This is a genomic window from Mameliella sp. AT18 (assembly GCF_028807275.1).
In the GTDB taxonomy this organism is placed as follows: domain Bacteria; phylum Pseudomonadota; class Alphaproteobacteria; order Rhodobacterales; family Rhodobacteraceae; genus Antarctobacter; species Antarctobacter albus.
The window spans coordinates 48,711-65,575 of sequence record NZ_JARAMO010000083.1 but is presented as its reverse complement, the minus strand read 5'-3'; the positions used below and the strand labels follow the sequence as shown (position 1 = coordinate 65,575).

The 16,865-nt window shown below is 63.8% G+C and carries 15 protein-coding genes and 2 pseudogenes; 3 read left to right on the top strand and 14 right to left on the bottom strand.

The genetic code is table 11. From position 1 onward, the window contains the following. On the bottom strand, positions 1-267 hold a 267-nt coding region (locus tag PVW46_RS11615), incomplete at its 3' end, for a winged helix-turn-helix domain-containing protein (protein WP_274576007.1). A 98-nt stretch (positions 268-365) separates the two neighbouring features. Here PVW46_RS11615 and PVW46_RS11610 point away from each other — a divergent pair. Beyond that, positions 366-812 carry a DUF302 domain-containing protein gene (locus tag PVW46_RS11610; protein WP_043145573.1) on the top strand — a complete coding sequence of 149 codons (447 nt, stop codon included), beginning with the start codon at positions 366-368 and terminating at the stop codon, positions 810-812. 895 nt (positions 813-1,707) lie between these two features. Here the strand turns inward: PVW46_RS11610 and PVW46_RS11605 are convergent. The 6 genes and pseudogenes from PVW46_RS11605 to PVW46_RS11580 all read right to left on the bottom strand — a co-directional run. Then, positions 1,708-1,836 (bottom strand): annotated as a pseudogene (locus PVW46_RS11605) (type II 3-dehydroquinate dehydratase); the annotation flags it as partial. A gap of 30 nt (positions 1,837-1,866) precedes the next feature. After that, a complete protein-coding gene (gene aroE / locus PVW46_RS11600) occupies positions 1,867-2,688 on the bottom strand; it encodes a shikimate dehydrogenase (protein WP_069209620.1) in 822 nt (273 codons plus the stop codon). After that, positions 2,685-3,899: a CaiB/BaiF CoA transferase family protein gene (locus PVW46_RS11595; RefSeq protein WP_069209621.1), complete on the bottom strand. Its 1,215-nt coding sequence runs from the start codon at positions 3,897-3,899 to the stop codon at positions 2,685-2,687. The genes aroE and PVW46_RS11595 overlap by 4 nt, the downstream gene beginning before the upstream one ends. After that, positions 3,896-4,360, bottom strand: coding sequence for a MaoC family dehydratase (locus tag PVW46_RS11590; RefSeq protein ID WP_043145578.1), 465 nt, complete (start codon positions 4,358-4,360; stop codon positions 3,896-3,898). Before PVW46_RS11590 ends, PVW46_RS11595 begins: the two co-directional genes overlap by 4 nt. Next, on the bottom strand, positions 4,361-4,738 hold the full coding sequence (locus PVW46_RS11585) for a VOC family protein (RefSeq protein WP_069209622.1): 378 nt from the start codon (positions 4,736-4,738) through the stop codon (positions 4,361-4,363). It abuts the gene before it with no gap. Next, positions 4,735-5,682: a ketopantoate reductase family protein gene (locus PVW46_RS11580; protein ID WP_069209623.1), complete on the bottom strand. Its 948-nt coding sequence runs from the start codon at positions 5,680-5,682 to the stop codon at positions 4,735-4,737. Before PVW46_RS11580 ends, PVW46_RS11585 begins: the two co-directional genes overlap by 4 nt. Positions 5,683-5,779: 97 nt before the next feature. Between PVW46_RS11580 and PVW46_RS11575 the strand changes: the two genes are divergently transcribed. Then, the gene (locus tag PVW46_RS11575; RefSeq protein WP_043145581.1) at positions 5,780-6,670 is read left to right on the top strand and encodes a LysR family transcriptional regulator; all 891 of its coding nucleotides are present in this window, start codon (positions 5,780-5,782) and stop codon (positions 6,668-6,670) included. Positions 6,671-7,074: 404 nt separating this feature from the next. On the opposite strand, the gene PVW46_RS11570 is transcribed toward PVW46_RS11575, so the two are convergent. The 4 genes from PVW46_RS11570 to PVW46_RS11555 all read right to left on the bottom strand — a co-directional run bounded on the left by PVW46_RS11570 (position 7,075) and on the right by PVW46_RS11555 (position 11,913). Further along, a complete protein-coding gene (locus tag PVW46_RS11570; protein ID WP_069209624.1) occupies positions 7,075-9,072 on the bottom strand; it encodes a hypothetical protein in 1,998 nt (665 codons plus the stop codon). Further along, a complete protein-coding gene (locus tag PVW46_RS11565; RefSeq protein WP_043145582.1) occupies positions 9,072-10,298 on the bottom strand; it encodes an ATP-grasp domain-containing protein in 1,227 nt (408 codons plus the stop codon). The genes PVW46_RS11570 and PVW46_RS11565 overlap by 1 nt, the downstream gene beginning before the upstream one ends. 210 nt (positions 10,299-10,508) lie before the next feature. Beyond that, positions 10,509-10,769 (bottom strand): hypothetical protein, encoded by a 261-nt coding sequence (locus PVW46_RS11560; protein ID WP_043145583.1) that lies wholly within the window; start codon positions 10,767-10,769, stop codon positions 10,509-10,511. A gap of 406 nt (positions 10,770-11,175) precedes the next feature. Then, on the bottom strand, positions 11,176-11,913 hold the full coding sequence (locus PVW46_RS11555; protein ID WP_274576003.1) for a class I SAM-dependent methyltransferase: 738 nt from the start codon (positions 11,911-11,913) through the stop codon (positions 11,176-11,178). A 478-nt stretch (positions 11,914-12,391) separates the two neighbouring features. Between PVW46_RS11555 and PVW46_RS11550 the strand changes: the two are divergent. After that, positions 12,392-12,667 (top strand): annotated as a pseudogene (locus PVW46_RS11550) (integrase core domain-containing protein); the annotation flags it as partial. Between the two features lie 51 nt (positions 12,668-12,718). On the opposite strand, the gene PVW46_RS11545 reads toward PVW46_RS11550, so the two are convergent. From PVW46_RS11545 to PVW46_RS11535, 3 genes are read right to left on the bottom strand one after another with little or no spacing between them, the layout of a single operon-like run. Next, positions 12,719-14,398 carry an ABC transporter ATP-binding protein gene (locus PVW46_RS11545; RefSeq protein ID WP_069209626.1) on the bottom strand — a complete coding sequence of 560 codons (1,680 nt, stop codon included), beginning with the start codon at positions 14,396-14,398 and terminating at the stop codon, positions 12,719-12,721. A 3-nt stretch (positions 14,399-14,401) separates the two neighbouring features. Continuing rightward, a complete protein-coding gene (locus PVW46_RS11540; protein WP_069209627.1) occupies positions 14,402-15,229 on the bottom strand; it encodes a metallophosphoesterase family protein in 828 nt (275 codons plus the stop codon). A 59-nt stretch (positions 15,230-15,288) separates the two neighbouring features. Continuing rightward, positions 15,289-16,839: an ABC transporter substrate-binding protein gene (locus PVW46_RS11535; protein WP_069209671.1), complete on the bottom strand. Its 1,551-nt coding sequence runs from the start codon at positions 16,837-16,839 to the stop codon at positions 15,289-15,291. Positions 16,840-16,865: the final 26 nt, after the last annotated feature.

The window sequence follows — 16,865 nt, the reverse complement described above, 5'->3', positions numbered from 1 at the left end:
CGGAGCGGCACCAGAGCGTGACAGGTCCACCCTGACCGCTTTGATTGCCCCGGAAATTGCCCAGTCGCTGATGGCGCGCCCTTGCCAGATTGCCTCGATCAAGTCCTCTTTGGACACGACGCGGTCCCTGTGACGAAGAAGGAAGATCAGCACCCGCAGGCTTTGCGGCTCGATGGCAACGGGGACGCCGGACTGCGTGAGCTCGAAGGACGCTTCATCGAGCGAAAAAGCACCGAAGCTCCAGATTTTTGTGTTTGTCTTGCTCACGAAGCATTCCTCCAAAAATCCTCCAGAACCCGTGGCACGTGCAGCTTAGAGGTAAACCGTGCCGATGGCGCAGGACACCGAAAGCATAGGAGAGGACCATGAAAACATTGATCAGTATAGCACTTTTTGCAGCAGCAGTCGCAGGAACCGCCATGGCAGACCGCGTCAATGTGGCCAGCGACGCCGATGTTGCAACGTCGGTTGAGCGCCTGACAAAAGCCGTGGAAATGGCCGGGGCGCGGGTTTTCACAACTGTCGATTTTGCCGCAGGCTCTGCCTCAGTCGGGGAGAGCCTGCGGCCAACCACCGTTGTCATCTTTGGCAGCCCCAAGATTGGAGCGAAGGCGTTGCAGCAAGGGCAAACCATGGCTCTCAACCTGCCGCTTCGGATCTTGTTCTTCGAGGACGCGAATGGCCAGACATGGGCAATCTACGATGACCCAACGGCAGTGGCACCGTCCCACGGTCTCACTGCAGATCACCCCGCCGTTTTGGCAATGAAGGGCGCATTGGAGAAATTCTCGGCGGCTGCAACGGGAGAATGACGACATTGGGATGGTGAAGCATTGCTCTTCATCATTCCTGACCCTCGAAAGCGCTGCAGCATTTGGCAGGAACTGGCTCAGAGCTGACTCGCGTCACCGCAAAGCGAGCAGCATCGGCGTCACGCCGACTGTTAGTCAGTTTCGACCCATTACGGCCATTTCCGATGCCTTCAAGTGCTGCGGTGCAGATCCACCAGACCGGACTTTCGAGGCATCCCGCAGCATTTTGCACGGGCGAAGGTCGGCAGTGCGAAGAGTGCGGATATTTTGAACCGAGAGTTGGTGAGGATGCGCGGGTCGTTGCCGGTTCTCCGCAACGGGCAAGCCAGCTGAGACGGGAACCGCACTCGCATCCCAGCCATTCTCGACGGTCTGCGGAGCGCACCAAGGTGCTTTGCGGCATGTGCAAGCCTGGTTGCTGCGCGGACCTGCTGGCAGCACCCGATCCGGCCCAGTGATCCAAGGCGATATGGTAGTGACACACATCGGTGGAAAGAATGACCGCATCGGGGGTGCAGTCAACCACAGCGAAACCGATCTCATCGTGCCATCGGCGTGCAGCGTGCGGTTCGTCCCCACTTCCAAGTGAACGCGGCAAGCACTGGCATCAGCTGGCGCATCGTGCCAGCGAGGCCGCCGCAATCCAAGTTCGGCCGGGTTCGCGTCGGCATCGAACTGGAAAGACCCATTCGTACCTCGCCATCGACCCGGGTCCGGTTGTCCTCCGGGCGGGCCGCAAGTATTGCGACACAGCTGCCTTCCGGATGGGTCAGGTAGGTCAGCTTGGCTGACGCGGTAGTCGGCTCATCACTGGCCCGCAGCCAGACCGTAGCCTCCTCGCGAGCCAGCGCGTGCAATCGCTCGGCGCCCATTCCAGCACGAGAGCGCCTCCGAACTTACAGGAGGCCAGCGCGGCGCAGTCGCGTTCGACATCGACAAGCGCCTCGCACCCGTAGATCTGCGGCTGGCGCTTGCCCAGAAGATTCAGGTTCGGGCCGTTCAGGATATGGACGAGTTTGGACATTTTCTTTTTCTTTCAGAGTGGTCCGGCCGGTCAGACCAGCGGCACGGTCAGTTCGGCGATCAGGTCCCGGGTCGCGGGCCGGACGCCGCGCCACCAGTCGAAGGCGACGGCGGCCTGTCCCACAAGCATCCCCACGCCGTCGGCGATCACGGGCACTCCCGCTTCCCGGGCGCGTGCGAGGAAGGGCGTCAGCCCCTTGGCATAGGCAAGATCATACGCGAGCGCGCAGCTGTCGAAGACGCGGGGCGGCAGAGCGGGACAGTCTCCCGTCAGGCTGGCGGCGGTAGCGTTGATGACGACGTCGAAGCGGTCGAGCGTATCTGCCGGCCCGACGACCAGGCCGGGACGACCTGCCGCCTCCAGCGCGTCACGGATCGCCTGCGCCCGGGCGGGCGTGCGGTTGATCATCACGAGGGTGTCGGGACCGGCATCGAGAAAGGGCAGCACGGCCCCGCGCGCCGCTCCCCCTGCGCCCAGCATCAGCACGCGCTTTCCGGCGAGGGGGGCGCACAGCAGGCGTTCGACGTCGGCCAAGAGGCCATAGCCGTCTGTGTTGTGCGCCTCGATCCCGCCATCGGCAAAGCGCAGCGTGTTCGCCGCGCCGGCCATGGCCGCCTCGGGCGTTTTTTTGTCCGCCAGCGCGAAGGCCTCAAGCTTGAACGGTGCCGTCACGTTGCAGCCCTTGCCGCCCTCGGCGATGAACCGGCGCAGCGCGGGTTCGAACCCGTCGACCGGCGCCTCGACCTTGCCATAGGTCAGATCCTGCCCGGTCTCGGCGGCAAAGCGCGCGTGGATCAGGGGTGATTTCGAATGCCCGAGAGGGTTGCCGAAGACGACATAGCGGTCGGTCATCGCGCGGCCTCCTCGGCGTAGAAGATGCCATCGTCCTCAAGCGCCGCGATCTCCGCCGCACCGTAGCCAAGCTCGGCGGCGATCTCGGCATTGTGCTGACCCAGCAGAGGCGCGGTGCGGCGCGGGGTCGTGTCGCAGTCCGAGAAACGGAACGGCAGGTTCGGCAGCGTCACGCGGCCCAGCACGGGGTGATCCTGCTCGACCAGCATGTTGCGGGCGAGGATCTGCGGATCCCGGACGATCTGGTCGACGGACTGCACCGGGGCACAGGGCACCGCCACCGCGTCGAGCTGCGCGATGCAGTGGGCGACGCTGTCCTGGCGCGCGCACCACGCCTCGACCAGCGCATAGACTTCGGCGTGGTTGTCGTTGCGGCCCGCCGGCGTCCGAAAGCGGTCGTCCAGTGCCGCGCCCGCGATCAGCCCCGCCAACCGCACCCAGGCATCGTCCACCTGGGCTGCGATCACCAGATCGCCGTCCTTGGCGCGAAACGCGCCGTAAACCGTCGATTCAGGCTGGCGTGAGCCGTGCTTCTTCGGAAGCACCGTGCCGCCCGAGAGAAAGTACTGCTGCACCGCGTAATCGTGCATCGACACCATGCAGTCATACAGCGCGAGATCAATGTGCTGTCCCTTGCCGGACTTGATCCGACCCAGCAGCGCGGCGTTCACGGCGGCGACGCCATGCATTCCGGTATACATGTCGGCGATCGGCATCCGCATCAGCGGCGGCGCCTGGTCTGGCTCGCCCAGTTGCGCCATCGCGCCGGAAATCGCCTCTGCGATCAGGCCGAAACCCGGCTTGTCGCTTTTGGGTCCGGTGTGGCCGTAGGCGGAGATCGAGCAATAGACCAGTCCCGGATTTTCGCGTGACAGCGCATCGTAGCCGAGGCCGAGCTTTGCCAGCGCACCGGGCCGGAAATTCTCGACAAAGACATCCGCCGACCGCGCCAGTCGCTGCATCAGCTCCATGCCGCGCGAGTCTTTCAGGTCGAGGCACAGCCCGCGCTTGCCCATGTTCTGTTGCAGGTAGTAGCCCGACTGCCCGTCCTTGAAATACGGATGATGCCGCCCGGCATCGCCGCCTTTCGGGCGCTCGACCTTGATCACGTCGGCCCCCATCGCGGCGAGCGACCGCGACAGGTGCGGACCGGCAAGGAAGTGGGTGAAGTCGATGACGCGGATGCCATCGAGCGGAAGGGGATTGGTCATTGTACGGCATCCTCGGCTTGCGCATTGCGCAGGATCATCAGCTTGTGGCGGCCTTTCTGGACCACCGTTCCGTCCTGGTTCACCAGTTCGCTTTCCAGGTGGACGATGCCCCAACCCGGTTTCGACGTGGTGCGCATGAAGCCGACGGTGAACCGGCAATGCACCGCGTCGCCCGCGTGGATCGGCCCGGTGAAATCCCATTCCCAGCCCAGCGAGGCGCCGGGCGGGAACTGCAGGTCCGCCTGCGTCTTGAGCCCGTCAGCAAGCGCGAGGCCCAGGAGACCATGCGCGACGATGCCGCCGAAGTGGCTTTTGCGGGCGAACTCCTCGTCGACATGCACCGGCGTGTGGTCGCCGGTCAGGTCGGCATAGGCGCGGATCATCTCGCGCGTGACGGTGACGGCGGCGGTGGTGCAGGTCTCGCCGCCCTCGAGATCATCGAAATAGGTCCAGTCGGCCATTCACCTGTTCCTTGCATCGATGGCCAGCGCGCGGGCGACCGCATCGCCTTGCGCCTGGTCCAGTTCCACTTCAAGCCCGTCGGGCAGCAGCAGCCAGTTGCGCCCCTTTGGCAGAACGGTCACGTCGTGCGAAAGGGCCGCGTCCAGCGCGGCATCGAGGTCTTCGACAAAGATCCCGAGATGGGCGAAACGTCCTTCGGGGCCGATAAAATCCGGGTCCTCGATGAACTGGATGCCACCCGTCACCCAGACCTGCCGGAGTCCGCCGATCATTTTCTCGTCGCGGACTTCCATGCCGAAGACATCGCGGAAGAAGGCGAGGTGCGGCGTCAGCGACTGCACCCGTATCGCCACATGTTCAAGATAGCCGCGGGTCATGCCGCCTGTCCTTCCATCTTGGGGGAGAGCGCCCGTTCTATGCCCTTGATGCAGGCCACGAGCGTGTCGTTCACGGGCGTCGGGACCGCCACGCCGCGACCCAGCCGCGCCACGGCACCGTTGACAAAGTCGATCTCGGTCGGCGCGCCTTTTTCCAGGCTCTGCAACATCGAGGTCTTGAACCCGAACCCCAGCCCCGCCGCTGCCTTGTCCCAGGCGTGACGCGGATGTTTCGTTGTCAGGTCTATGTCGAGTGCGGCGGCGACCTGCATCGCCTCGGCCACCGCGGCAATCGCGGTGTCGGCGATTTCGGGAATGTCATAGAGGTTGCCGTAGTTCAGCCGCGTGATCGCGGCCAGCGCCCCGGTGGCGACATTCACCAGCAGTTTGTCCCACATCGCGCCCCGGATGTTGGGCGACGCGATGCAGCGCAGCCCTGCCGCGTCGAAGGCTTGTGCGATCGCCTGCACCCGGGGCGTGAGCGCACCGGACAACTCGCCGATGATCGTCTCCTTGCCCAGGGTCCCGGCCGCGATCACGCCCGGCGCGGACATGACGCCGCCGACATAGGTCTTTCCGGCAATGACGCGCTCCGGCCCGATGACGGCGCTCAGGATGTCCTCCTGCCCGAGGCCGTTCTGCAGCGACAGGACAGTGGTCGCAGGCCCGATCAGGGCGCGGGCGGCCCGGATCGCCTCTTCGGTATGATAGCTTTTGACCAGCACGATGAGCAGGTCGACGGGTGATCCGCCGTCCGGCTTCTGCCGCGCCTCCAGCCGGATCACGTCGCGCCGCCCGCCTTCGTCGAGGATCAGCCCGGCGCGGGTCACCCTGTCCACATAGGCCGCATTGCGGTTGATCAGCGTCACGGCATGTCCCGACTGCGCGAGCCGTCCGCCGATGGTGGAGCCGAGCGACCCCGCGCCCAGCACAGCGATATCCATGATGTCCTCCTCGCATGGTCCTGTTGGCGGGACCATGCGGGTGCCGGACTGATAGGTCTATGCAATGAAATCAATATAAAGTATTTGCCAGCCCAATATGCCAGACATCGACCTCCGCCTCCTGCGCCTGTTCCTTGCGGTCTACGAAACTGGTTCGACCACCCGCGCGGCGGTTCGGCTGGGGCTGAGCCAGCCCAGCGTCTCTATCGGGTTGGGCAAGTTGCGCGCGCATTACGGCGATCCGCTGTTCGTCCAGATGCCCGGAGGCATGACGCCCACGCCGCTGGCCGATCATCTCGCGGGTCCGATCCGGCGCGCGCTGGACGATGTCGGGACGCTCAGCGCATACCGTGCGGGCTTCGACCCGAGCCGGTCCACCCGGCGCTTCCGGATTGCCATGAGCGATGCCAGCCATCTGACCCTGCTGCCGCACCTCTTTGCCGCGATCCGCCGCGCGGCACCACACTCCAGCCTTGAGGCCAGCCCGATCGACGCCGGTCTGGGCGAGCGGCTGTCCAGCGGCGCCGCCGATATCGCCATCGGCCTGATTCCGGGTCTCGAAGCCGGGTTCTACCAGCGTGTCCTTTACTATCAGGGGTGGGTGGCGATCCACCGGGCGGGGCATCCCCTTGGGCTGCTGACGCGGGACAGCTATGCCGGGGCCGATCATGTCGAGGTGACGAATGGAACCGGGCAGTCGCTGCTGCACACGGCACTGGAGGCTGCCGGGATCACCCGCCGGATCGCGCTGAGCCTGCCAGGCTTCCTTGGCCTGCCTTCGGTCCTGACGGGCTCCGACCTCATCGCCACCTTGCCACGCCACATCGGCACGGCTTTGTCCCGGCAGGCGGGCCTGGGTATCTCGGATTGTCCGATCCCCATCGACAGCTTTCAGGTCAAGGTCCACTGGCATGCCCGCGTCCAAGCCGATCCGACGAATGCCTGGCTGCGCGAGACGGCCTTCGCCACATTGGCCCACCTCGTGTGAAACCGCATCGGGGTCACGCTCGGGCCCGACATCTGACACGTACGAAAGCCCTGACGCCAGGCCCGACCGGATTGCAGCCGATCACGATGATCGACAGCAAAGGGCTGAGAGCGGACTTGCGGCAGCGCAGCACCAAGAGCCCGGCACGACCTGCTGCAGAAGTCAGTCTCGGCCCTTATGCGGACATTCGCCGGGAGGGTCATCTCTGCAGTGCACTGTCACCGAAGCGGCCATCCATGCAGGTCGCAGCTTTTTTTGACGGTCCAAGGTTCCAGTGCAGGACTTTGCTGCCGCTCGAGTCGGTGAAGGACACGTCCACGTCCAGCCAACAACTGCCGGTCGACCCATGGTGCAGCTTTCAGTTCCAGCCTTCCGACCGTCGTGCGGTGAGCACGCGCCTTGGCTCACGTCTCAGGCCACCTGTCGGCAGCCCAACTGGCGATGGCCTTCTCACTGACGGCTCCGATCACGTTACCAGGAATATCCTGCCCGTGTTGGCTCCGGAGGGGTTCGTCGTGGAAGAGGTAGACGCGTGAAAGGAAGGCTTCAAACTTTAGCGAGCCCTCGCCGTAGCGTTCCCCGTGACCCGAGGTGGAGACGACGACGCCATTACCCCAGTCCTGACCGCTGTCGTTGTTCGGGTTGTAGAAATAGACCCGCATCTGCCCCGACTGGTCTTCCGCCACCCTGAGGATGGAGATCGCGTGCCAGCCGACGAACCTCTGCTGTGCGTCGGTGACGGCGATGCCGGCAGGTTGCGGATGGCCGAGAGGACGGCCGCCATTGTGCTCGGGATGATAGGCCGCGAAGAAACGACGAAGGAAGTCCTCGTAACCCGCCAATTTCCCTGTGGCTACGTCAACCGCGACGGCGCAGTCGCGTGAGACCCACCAGCCGTGGAACTGAGGATTGATCCATGTGTGCGGATCGCCGGGGCGACCGGCGCAGAGGCGGCCCATCTCGGCATAGATCCGGTCGAGATGGGCGACGAGGAGGACCGACACAGGATCGGCGTCGATCGGGCCTGCGCCGGCGAGCCCGGCGGGTAGATCGGCGGAATTGATCGGTGACCCCTCGAACTGCATCTGCAGCGTGTCGAACTCGGCGACCTGCGTGACGAGATGCAGCAGGTAATCGGGATCGTTCAGCGCCCACATTGCGATGGCGCGGGCGGACTGGCATGTCGGGTTTGCGCCCTGACCTACACCGAGCGGCTGGCCGAGGACCTGGAGCACGCCAGCCAAGAGCTGTGTCTCAGGCGGAACGCCGGGGCCGAACCCGAGCGCGATGCGCTCACGGGCGGCGCCCACGAGCCGGAGCGAGAGTTGCCGTTCGAGCGCGGGGACCATCGGGGTGTGGTGCAGGATGCCCCGGTCGAGCAGCATTGCGAGGCCGTAGGCCGCCTGTGGCGTTGCGGGAGAGACCGCACTGCGGATCAGTTTCTCGATCAGCCCACGGTAATGACGCCAGCAGTCCAGCCCGGTGCTTCCAAGGCCAAGGGCTTCGGGGATCAGCGGGCAATCCTCGTGATCGAGAGCCCAGGTCAGGAAGGCCGCGTGATAATCCGAAACGAGCCCGGTGTCGTGCATCGCGCGGGCAAAGCCCATGGCCTCACGCGAAAGGCCGCTGTCGTCCGCAATCGATATCCGTTCGATATAGACCGCGAGACCCGGGTCATCGCGCGATGCGGAGGTTGGGCCGAAGAGCGCGCTGACCAGCCGCTCGGCCCCGAGGCGCGTGCTCCCGGGTTCCGTTCCCCTCTCGTTCAAGGCGACGGCAATCTGGGCAATCATGTCCTTGACCACGCCGACCTGGATCGAGCGCTGCTCCAGCAGGCGCCATATTTCCGACACCAGCACGCTGAGCACGTCATTCAGGCCGACATGATCCGCGATATAAGTCACGACCCGGCGCTTCACGTCCTGCCGCGCCCCGAGCGCGCGGGCGGCTTCGTCCGGCACGCCAAAGAGGTCTTTCAAGTTCAGCGCCAACACCTGCGTCAGGAAATGCCGCGCGCCCTCCTGGTGCAGGTTTGAATGCCGCGCTTCCCCATCCGCCACGGCAAGAAAGCGGGCAAGGCTCGCTGCCTCCAGCGCCTGGAACGCCGGGTCTTCCGATACAAGCGTGTTGCCCACCAGTTGCGGCAGCAGGACCTCGGGCCGGTCCCAGTCGGAACCGGCGAAGAGTCCCGCTGCATCCATCCTCTCGGCCCTCTGACGCACCATGTCCAGCCCGCCGGGCTGGGCGATGATGCGACCCAGCACGTCAAGGACAGGGCGCTGGTAGCGGGACTTGGCGAAGGGCCGCGCCCGCTCCAATCGCTCGATCGCCATGTCGAGCGTGCCGGAGAGCCGTATCAACGCGGCCTCATCGTCCATGGCGGACGCTTCCTTCAGGCTCATCAGACGTAGTAATCCAGTTCTTCCTGTTTCTTCAGAAGGTCCCGCAAGTCATGGGCATTGTCACCGAAGAAGTATGCCAGTCCCCAATGCGTGCCGAATGCTGACCTTTTGGCCACCTTCTGCTCTCGCGGGTCCGAAAGCTCGTGGAATTCGAAAAAAGGGTGGCTGGCCGTCTCTTCCGGAATCTCCAGTCGGCTTACGACACGGCGTCGGGGATATACGCCAAAACAGCCGGCGTGCCCCTTGGCATCGACGACCTCCTTCGGGAAGAAGGCATCCAGTTCCTCCTGCGTCGTCTTCGGATCGAATGCCAGCACGAGGCCCTGGTAGCCGTTGAAGCCATAGGCCCGTTCAATCAGTTCAAGCGCGTTGAACCCCGGTGGGCGATAAGCGACCTCGCCGAAGTAGAGCTTGTTGTCGTTGGTCAGGAAGTATTCCGGGTGGATGAACCCGAAATCGATATCGAAAACTTCGATCAACTTCTCGATTTCCTCGGTGATCCGTTCCCGGTGCGCCTCGAGCTCAGGCGTCGCCGGTACGAAGACCGAGTAGCCCAGCGTCACATATTCCGAGATGTTCAGGAACTCGATCTTGCCATTCTTGATCCAGGCCTCGACCGCGAATTCCCAGCCGTCGAGGTGACTCTCGAGCAGGGCAGGAAATTCCTCGTCGGGGATGTTGTCGACGTCCTCCGGCGTGCGTATCACCCTGTGCCCCGCGGTGCCGGACTTGTCGAAAGCCTTGAAGTGGATGGGGTCGTTCGGGTCGCCATCGAGTTTCAGAAGCGTCTGGTTCACCCGCTTCAAGAACCGGATCACGTCGCCGCGGTCATGGGCCTCTTCGAAAACGCCTACACGGATGCCTCCGAGCTGCGCTCGGCGTTTCATAAGCGACTTGTCGCGGAAGAGCATCGCCTGGCCCAAAAGGCGCGGGTTCTTCAGCAGCACGGCATTCACGGCGCCGGCCCATTCCACAGTCTCCTCGAAGATTGGGATGGCCACGTCGACGCCCATATCCTCTAGGGTATGCGCCAATTCGTGCGACCGTTCGTTGAGACGGTCGAAATCCCACGGGACGAAGGGAATGTCGTTCTGCTGGCAGTATTCTTCGGCCCAAGGCGGAGCGACCACGACGTATCTGCGATCGAAACGGTCCACCGCGTCGATGGCGTTCAGGCTCCAGCCTAGGAGCGCGACATAGCCCTTGTCCGGGTTCTTGTCGGTCATTGCTTTTCCTTTCGTCAGGCAGATCCCCAGAGACGAGCGCGCGTCCTGTCCGCTCGCGGAACAAGGGAATGTCCTGTTCGAAAGACGCGGCTCCGGCGAGCTGGTTCTGCGTTTTTTCAATTTTACAGGCTAGCCCTGTGCGGCCGGATTTCAACTGGTCCGCCCAAGAGAGGCGCTATGGGGGAAGCGCCAGCAACGCCAAGAGGCTTTTCAGAGAAGGAATTTTGCAGGGCCGTCGGCGCTGATCGTCTTGCGGCCATCCGCCGCCTCGCGGACGTCCAGCCACTCCTTCTCATCGTCGACCTCAACGAAGAAACACCACTCGTCCTGTTCCATCAGAACAATCGCCTCTTCTGCTGTAAGGCTCCATTTCGACTTGCCGAAAAACGATTTTCGGACCCCGCCGATCGCCACGATTTCTGCGCCGTTCCGAGCAGCCTTGGCCCAAGTCACTTGAGCTGGTGCAGCCATAAGGTTCACCCCCTCTCGTTCAATAACATAGTGCAGAACTGCTCAAGGTGAATGCAGTGAGGCGATAGAGGTGTCGAACTGACGGTCGAATTCTTTGGCCATACATCGGCAATCACTCTCTGCTGTATGAGATCGCACACTGTCTCGCTGTCGAACCGGAGACGGCGTTCTGGTGATGATGGGTATATGGAAGCCTTGGGTTTGGGATGTCGACTGACGCTGTGGCTGCACACCCGGCGCGGATGTCAGCTTTCCGCCCTCCGCGTCTGGCGCAGCATCCGGCCCTAAACGGACCTTCGCCCGGCTGACCAACGCTAAGGTGCGGCTTCCCCGAACCGACCGTCCGTGACGTCGTGCAGCATGCGCCTGGAGAGCAAGGCCGGCTGCACGGGACGAAGCGGACCCGCTACTTTCGCGCCCTCAGAGTCAGGCATTCCGCCGGGACGGCGAGGCCGTCGTCGTCATGGAAGTCCGCGAGTTCTTCGACGATCTCCTGGATCAGCCGGTCATGCTCGGCCGCGGGAAGCTCTGCCATTGTTTCCGCGATGGGTGAGCCCGCGATGGCGGCAGTTATGAAGGCCGTTGAATCGGGATGGCGGGCGAATTTCACGTCAAAGGCGACATGGACGTCTATCTGGCCTGCGCCCGCGGCCAGATCGTGCAGACTGTCGCGGTCACCAAGTGAGTAGACCATGTCCCACGGCGCGGTTGTGCCGTCACCGAATTCCCGGTCCAGGACCGTCGAGAAGGCCGCACCGATTGGAGACCGCGTCTTCCAGACGCTCAGAGCCAGACGGCCACCGGGCTTGATGACACGCGCCATCTCGGCCATCGCACTCGGCTTGTCAGGCATGAACTGCAGACTTTGCTGGCAGAGTCCCACGTCGAAGGCCGCGTCCGGCAGCGGCATTGCGGTGACATCGCATTCCAGCCAGGCGATTTCCGGGTAGCCGGCCTCTGCGGCGAACCGGGCCGCGGCTTTGACCATTTCGGCGGAGACGTCGGTTCCCGTAACATCTGCGGCCGAACCCGTGCGTGCGGCCGCCACGCGCGCCACAACGCCAGTGCCGCAGCCGATGTCAATCACCCGGTCGCCGGGCACGACATCGGCGGTTGCGACCAGATCCTCGGCGGCGCGGCCCATCTGGGCGCGAACCCAGGAAGCCTCATAGACCTCTGGACCGCCCCGTCTCAGCTGAAAGCCGGAATTTCCTGTCATGGTCGCTGTTCCCATGATCCTCGCGGCCGACCGCAGAGGTCGTGCCCAGCGAGGCCTGAGTGCTTCGGTTTCACGCCGTCGATGCAGTGAGTGCGATGGTCCGACAGCCAGATGAGGACGCCGCAAAGCGTCCGGTTCGCGGTTCAAGATGTGTCACGAGCATAGCACATCGCCAGGTGTTCTGCAGGCACTTGCGGGCGCACGTCGCAGTTGATGAGACAGAACGGCGGAAATGGGCTCGAAACAGTCACGCCTCGCTGCAGCGGGTCGCGAGGCCACCCGGGCACAGCAGCATATCGCTCACCGGCCCTTAGCCGTCTTTCGTTAGGCCGCGCCCGCTGCGGCGCGGCTTCCCCAAACCGGACATCGGTGGCCACGTGCAGCATTGAATGACGGCCCAAGGTCAGCAGTGCGGGACTGGATCGCCGCTGTGGGCGTCAAGACAGCCTACATAGAACCAGGTTCGCCCTGTGAGAACGGATACTGCGAAAGCTTCAATGCCCGGTTCAGGGACGAGCTGCTAAACGGTGATCTGTTCTACAGCTTACGCGAGGCTCAAATCCTCATCGAGAAATGGCGCATCCACGACAACACCGTCAGGCCGCACAGCGCATTGGGCTATCGCCCGCCTGCACCAGACAGCATCGTGCCGATGGACCAAAGGCCCACGATGCACTAACAATCAAACCGGACCACCCGACGGGGGCATGCCAGTTTTCACTATTTCGAGTCAGGTCACTCCTCCGGAGAGAACCAGCGTCTTGTGCGAGGGCAATTGCAGATCCTGGCGGCCGGGCTTTCGGGGAAGGGGGCTGGGCACCGCGGACAGCAGTCTTTTCGTGTAGGGATGATGGGGCGACCGCAGCACCTGCTCAGTCTCGCCCGCTTCGACGATCTCGCCCCGGTACATGACAGCAATACGGTGGCTGACACGTTCGACGACCGCAATGTCATGCGAGATGAACAGGAATGCGATCCCCAGCTTCTCCTGCAGGTCCTGCATCAGCGCGGTGACACGAGCGGCGGTGGAAACATCGAGCGCGGATACGGCTTCATCCGCAACAATCACCTTGGGGGAAACCGACAGTGCCCGCGCAAGGCAGAGCCTCTGGCGCTGGCCCCCTGAAAACTGATGCGGATAGCGGTCGGCGGCCGAGGCATCAAGCGTCACCATCTCCAGCAGGTCAGAGGCCAGTGCCGCGCGGGCGGCGCCTTTCAATCCGCTGTGCAGATAGGCCGGTTCGGTGATGAGATCGCGCACCTTCATGCGGGGATTGAGGCTGGCGAACGGATCCTGAAAGACCATCTGCACATCGGCGCGTGCCTGTTGAAGTGCCTGCGTGCCAAGGCCGGTGAGCTCGCGCCCGGCCAGGATGACGCGTCCGGCATCCGGCTCGATCAGGCGCATCAGGGTGCGCGACAGGGTGGACTTGCCACAGCCGGATTCCCCGACAAGACCCAGCGTCTCGCCCGGGCGGATTTCAAAGGACACGTCCTTGACGGCGGGCACCTTGACCTTCGACTTCAGAAAGCCGCCGCTGCGGGCAAAGCTCTTGGACAGGCCTTCGACCTTCAGCACCGGTTCCGCGGAGGGAACCTGCGGCCGCAGGGGCGACAGGCCCAGCTTGGGCGTTGCCGCCATGAGGTCGCGTGCATATTGCGATTGCGGGGCCTTGAAGAGAGCGCCGGTATAGGCAACCTCTTCGGTATTGCCGTGCCGCATGACGACGACACGATCAGCGATTTCCGCCACCACGCCCATGTCATGCGTGATGAACAGGATTGCCATGCCGATTTCCTGCTGAAGGCTTTTCAGCAGTTTCAGAACCTCGGCTTGTGTCGTGACGTCCAGCGCCGTTGTCGGCTCATCGGCAATCAGCACGTCGGGTCGGCAGGCCAGGGCAATGGCGATCATGACCCGCTGGCGCAACCCGCCCGACAGTTCGTGTGGATATTGGTCCAGACGTCTGGCGGGATCGGGGATGCGCACCTGGTCCAGTGCACGTTCGGCGGCGATACGTGCCTCGTTGCGGCCCATGCCCTGGTGACGGCGCAGCACCTCGCCCAGCTGTTCGCCGATCCGCATGACCGGATTGAGAGAGGTCATCGGCTCTTGAAAGATCATCGAGATGCGGTTGCCACGGTGGGTCTGCATCCCGCGGTCGGACAATTGCGCCAGATCGATCGGCGCCTGCGCGCCCAACCGGATCTGACCGGCGGTGATGCGCCCGCCCTCACGTTCGATCAGGCGCATGACCGACAAGGCCGTTGCCGATTTGCCCGAGCCGGATTCCCCGACAAGTGCCAGCGTTTCGCCGGCATGGATGTCAAAGGACAGATCGCGCACGGCGGTATGGCTGCCAAAGGCGACAGTCAGCGATTTTACGGAAAGGACGGGAGCATCAAGCATGGGTCAGAACGGCATCAGGGCGGGCGTCCAGCGCCCGGGTTTCGGGGTGATGCGCGCCTCGAACGGGTCTGCGCCAAAGACTTGCCAATGCAGGGTGTCGGACAGTTCGATCATCCCCCAGGCGGCGGCGGGCGCGCCCTGGGTGGTAAAGCTTTCGGTCAGGCTCTGCTGGGTCAGATGGGTGATCCCGTCCACCGTGGTCACAGTGTTCCAGTGAACGTGGCCGGACAGGCAGACCACCGGGACGCGGGCCTGCGACAGGGCCTGCCGGGCGCGGTCGCTTTGCGGATAGCGAGAGACACCTGGGTTGCGTTCAAAGTAATAGTTGCCGGTCTGGCCGTGTCCCGAAACCGGGACATGGCTGACCACCAGTGTCGGCTTTTCGGCGGCCTGCATGGTGCGCGACAGCCAGAGCAGGTCCGGTTCCGGCAGGTCGAACCCGATCCGGTCGGTGCCCCGGCTGATCTTGGGATCGGCCCGCCACAGGGCGATCTGCCAATCGCCGCAGTCCAGCACATCGTTCCCAAGGCTTTGGCCCAGGATATCTTCGTTCTGGGCCGTGGTCAGGTGGTCGCGGTCGTGGTTGCCGTTGACGTGATGGATGGGCGCGTTCACGGCCTTGAAGGCCTCGGCCACCTCGGCTTCCAACCGCAGGTCCGTGGTCTCGTCGATGTCCGAGATACGGTCGCCCAGGTCCAGCACAAGGTCGGGGGCCTCGGCATTGGCCCATGCGGCGAAATCCGCCATCAGCGAGAGCGCGGTATCGCCGCGCTTGGTGTGCGAGGGGGCGCCGTGGTGAATGTCGGCGATGGTGGCGATGCGGAAGGTCATGGTGTGTGTGGTCCTGAAGGGAGGGGTGGCGCGCCCCGTTCGGGACGCGCCAAAGGTGTTCAGCTGTCGGCAAGCGCGATGGCGCCGGCGCGGAAATCCAGAACGTAGGGGATGTGGCCGGGCTGCGGCGCCCAGTCGATGCCCTTGTGCATTCCCCAGCTTTCGAAGGGACGGTACAGCGGCAGGACCGGCGGATCCTGCTTGATGCGGTCCATCAGCTCGACGTAGGCGGCCTTGCGTGCCTCGACGTCCTCGGAAAAGCGGAAGCGTTCCCAGATCGCGGCATATTCGGCGTCGGTGTTGAAGCGGCCCGAGCCTTCGGAGGGGCCGTTCGGCGCCCACATCACCCCGAACGAACCGAAGGGGTCGGCAAAATACATCGGGTTCGACCAGCTGCGCGCCATCAGCTCCGGGCTGGCGCCTGTCCACTGTTCGGTGACGTTCACGCGGCCCTTGATGCCGACCTCGGCCCACATTTCGGTGATGGCCTGCGCGGCCAGCACGCCGTTGGTGTAATAGACCGGGTAGGCGTCAAAGACGATTTCCTCGCCGTCGTAGGACGATTCCGCCAGCAACTCGCGCGCCTTCTCGGGGTTGTACTCGAATGTGTCGAGCTCGGGCATGTGCAACTCGCCCATCTCGGCCATCGTGTGGGTCGAGGGCACGATCGCCTTGCCCAGCCACAGCGCCTCGTTCAGCAGGTCGCGGTCGATGGCCATCGACATGGCCTGGCGGATCTTGGGGTCGACCAGGTTGGGATGGTTCACGTTCATGATCATGACGTGGAACAGCGCGGTGGCCGAACCTTCGGTCTTGAGGTTGGGGTCGGCGTTGATCAGGTCCAGCTGGTCGGGCGCGATATTGGTGACGATGTCCGCTTCGCCGGTCTTCAGTGCGGTGATACGGCTGGCGGTTTCGGGGATGCGGATGACGGTGGCCTTTTCCAGAGGCGCGCGGTCGCCCCAGAACGCGTCAAAGCGGCTGTAGACGACCTTTTGCCCCGGAACAAATTCCGAGATCGCGTAGGGGCCGGTGCCGACGGGGGCCAGCGAGAAGGCCTCGAAATCGCCGTCCTCGGCCACGTCCGGGTCGCCGGACAGCGCCTTGGTATAGTCTTCGGGGATGATCATGACCTGTTGCAGCGAAACCAGCGTTTCCCACAGCGGCTCGGGGCGCTCGACCTTGATCTGGACGGTATGGTCGTCGATCTTCACCGCCTCGGCAAAGTTTGCCAGACGGTCCTTGGAGCGCACGACATAGGGGGCAAAGGTCGCCTGGTACATGCGGTTCAGCGAGAACACCACGTCGTCGGCGGTCATGTCTTCGCCGTTGTGGAACTTGACGCCTTCGCGCAGCTTCAGCTCCATCGTGGTGTCATCCACCAGCCGCCACTCGGTGGCCAGCGCGGGCACCCATTCGGGCTCCAGCTTGGAGTGGTCGCGGTCGATCAGCGTGTCGAAGCTGTTGTAGTAGAACTGCGATCCGACGTTGGAATGGTCGCGGCCGGGATCGAGGTAGTCCGAGATATTGGCCGCGCCGACGGTGATCGACTGGGCAAGAGCAGAGCTGGCCAGAAGCGCAGCAGCAGTGGTCATCAGAAGGGTTTTCATGATTGTCTCCATTGAAGGACGTTGAC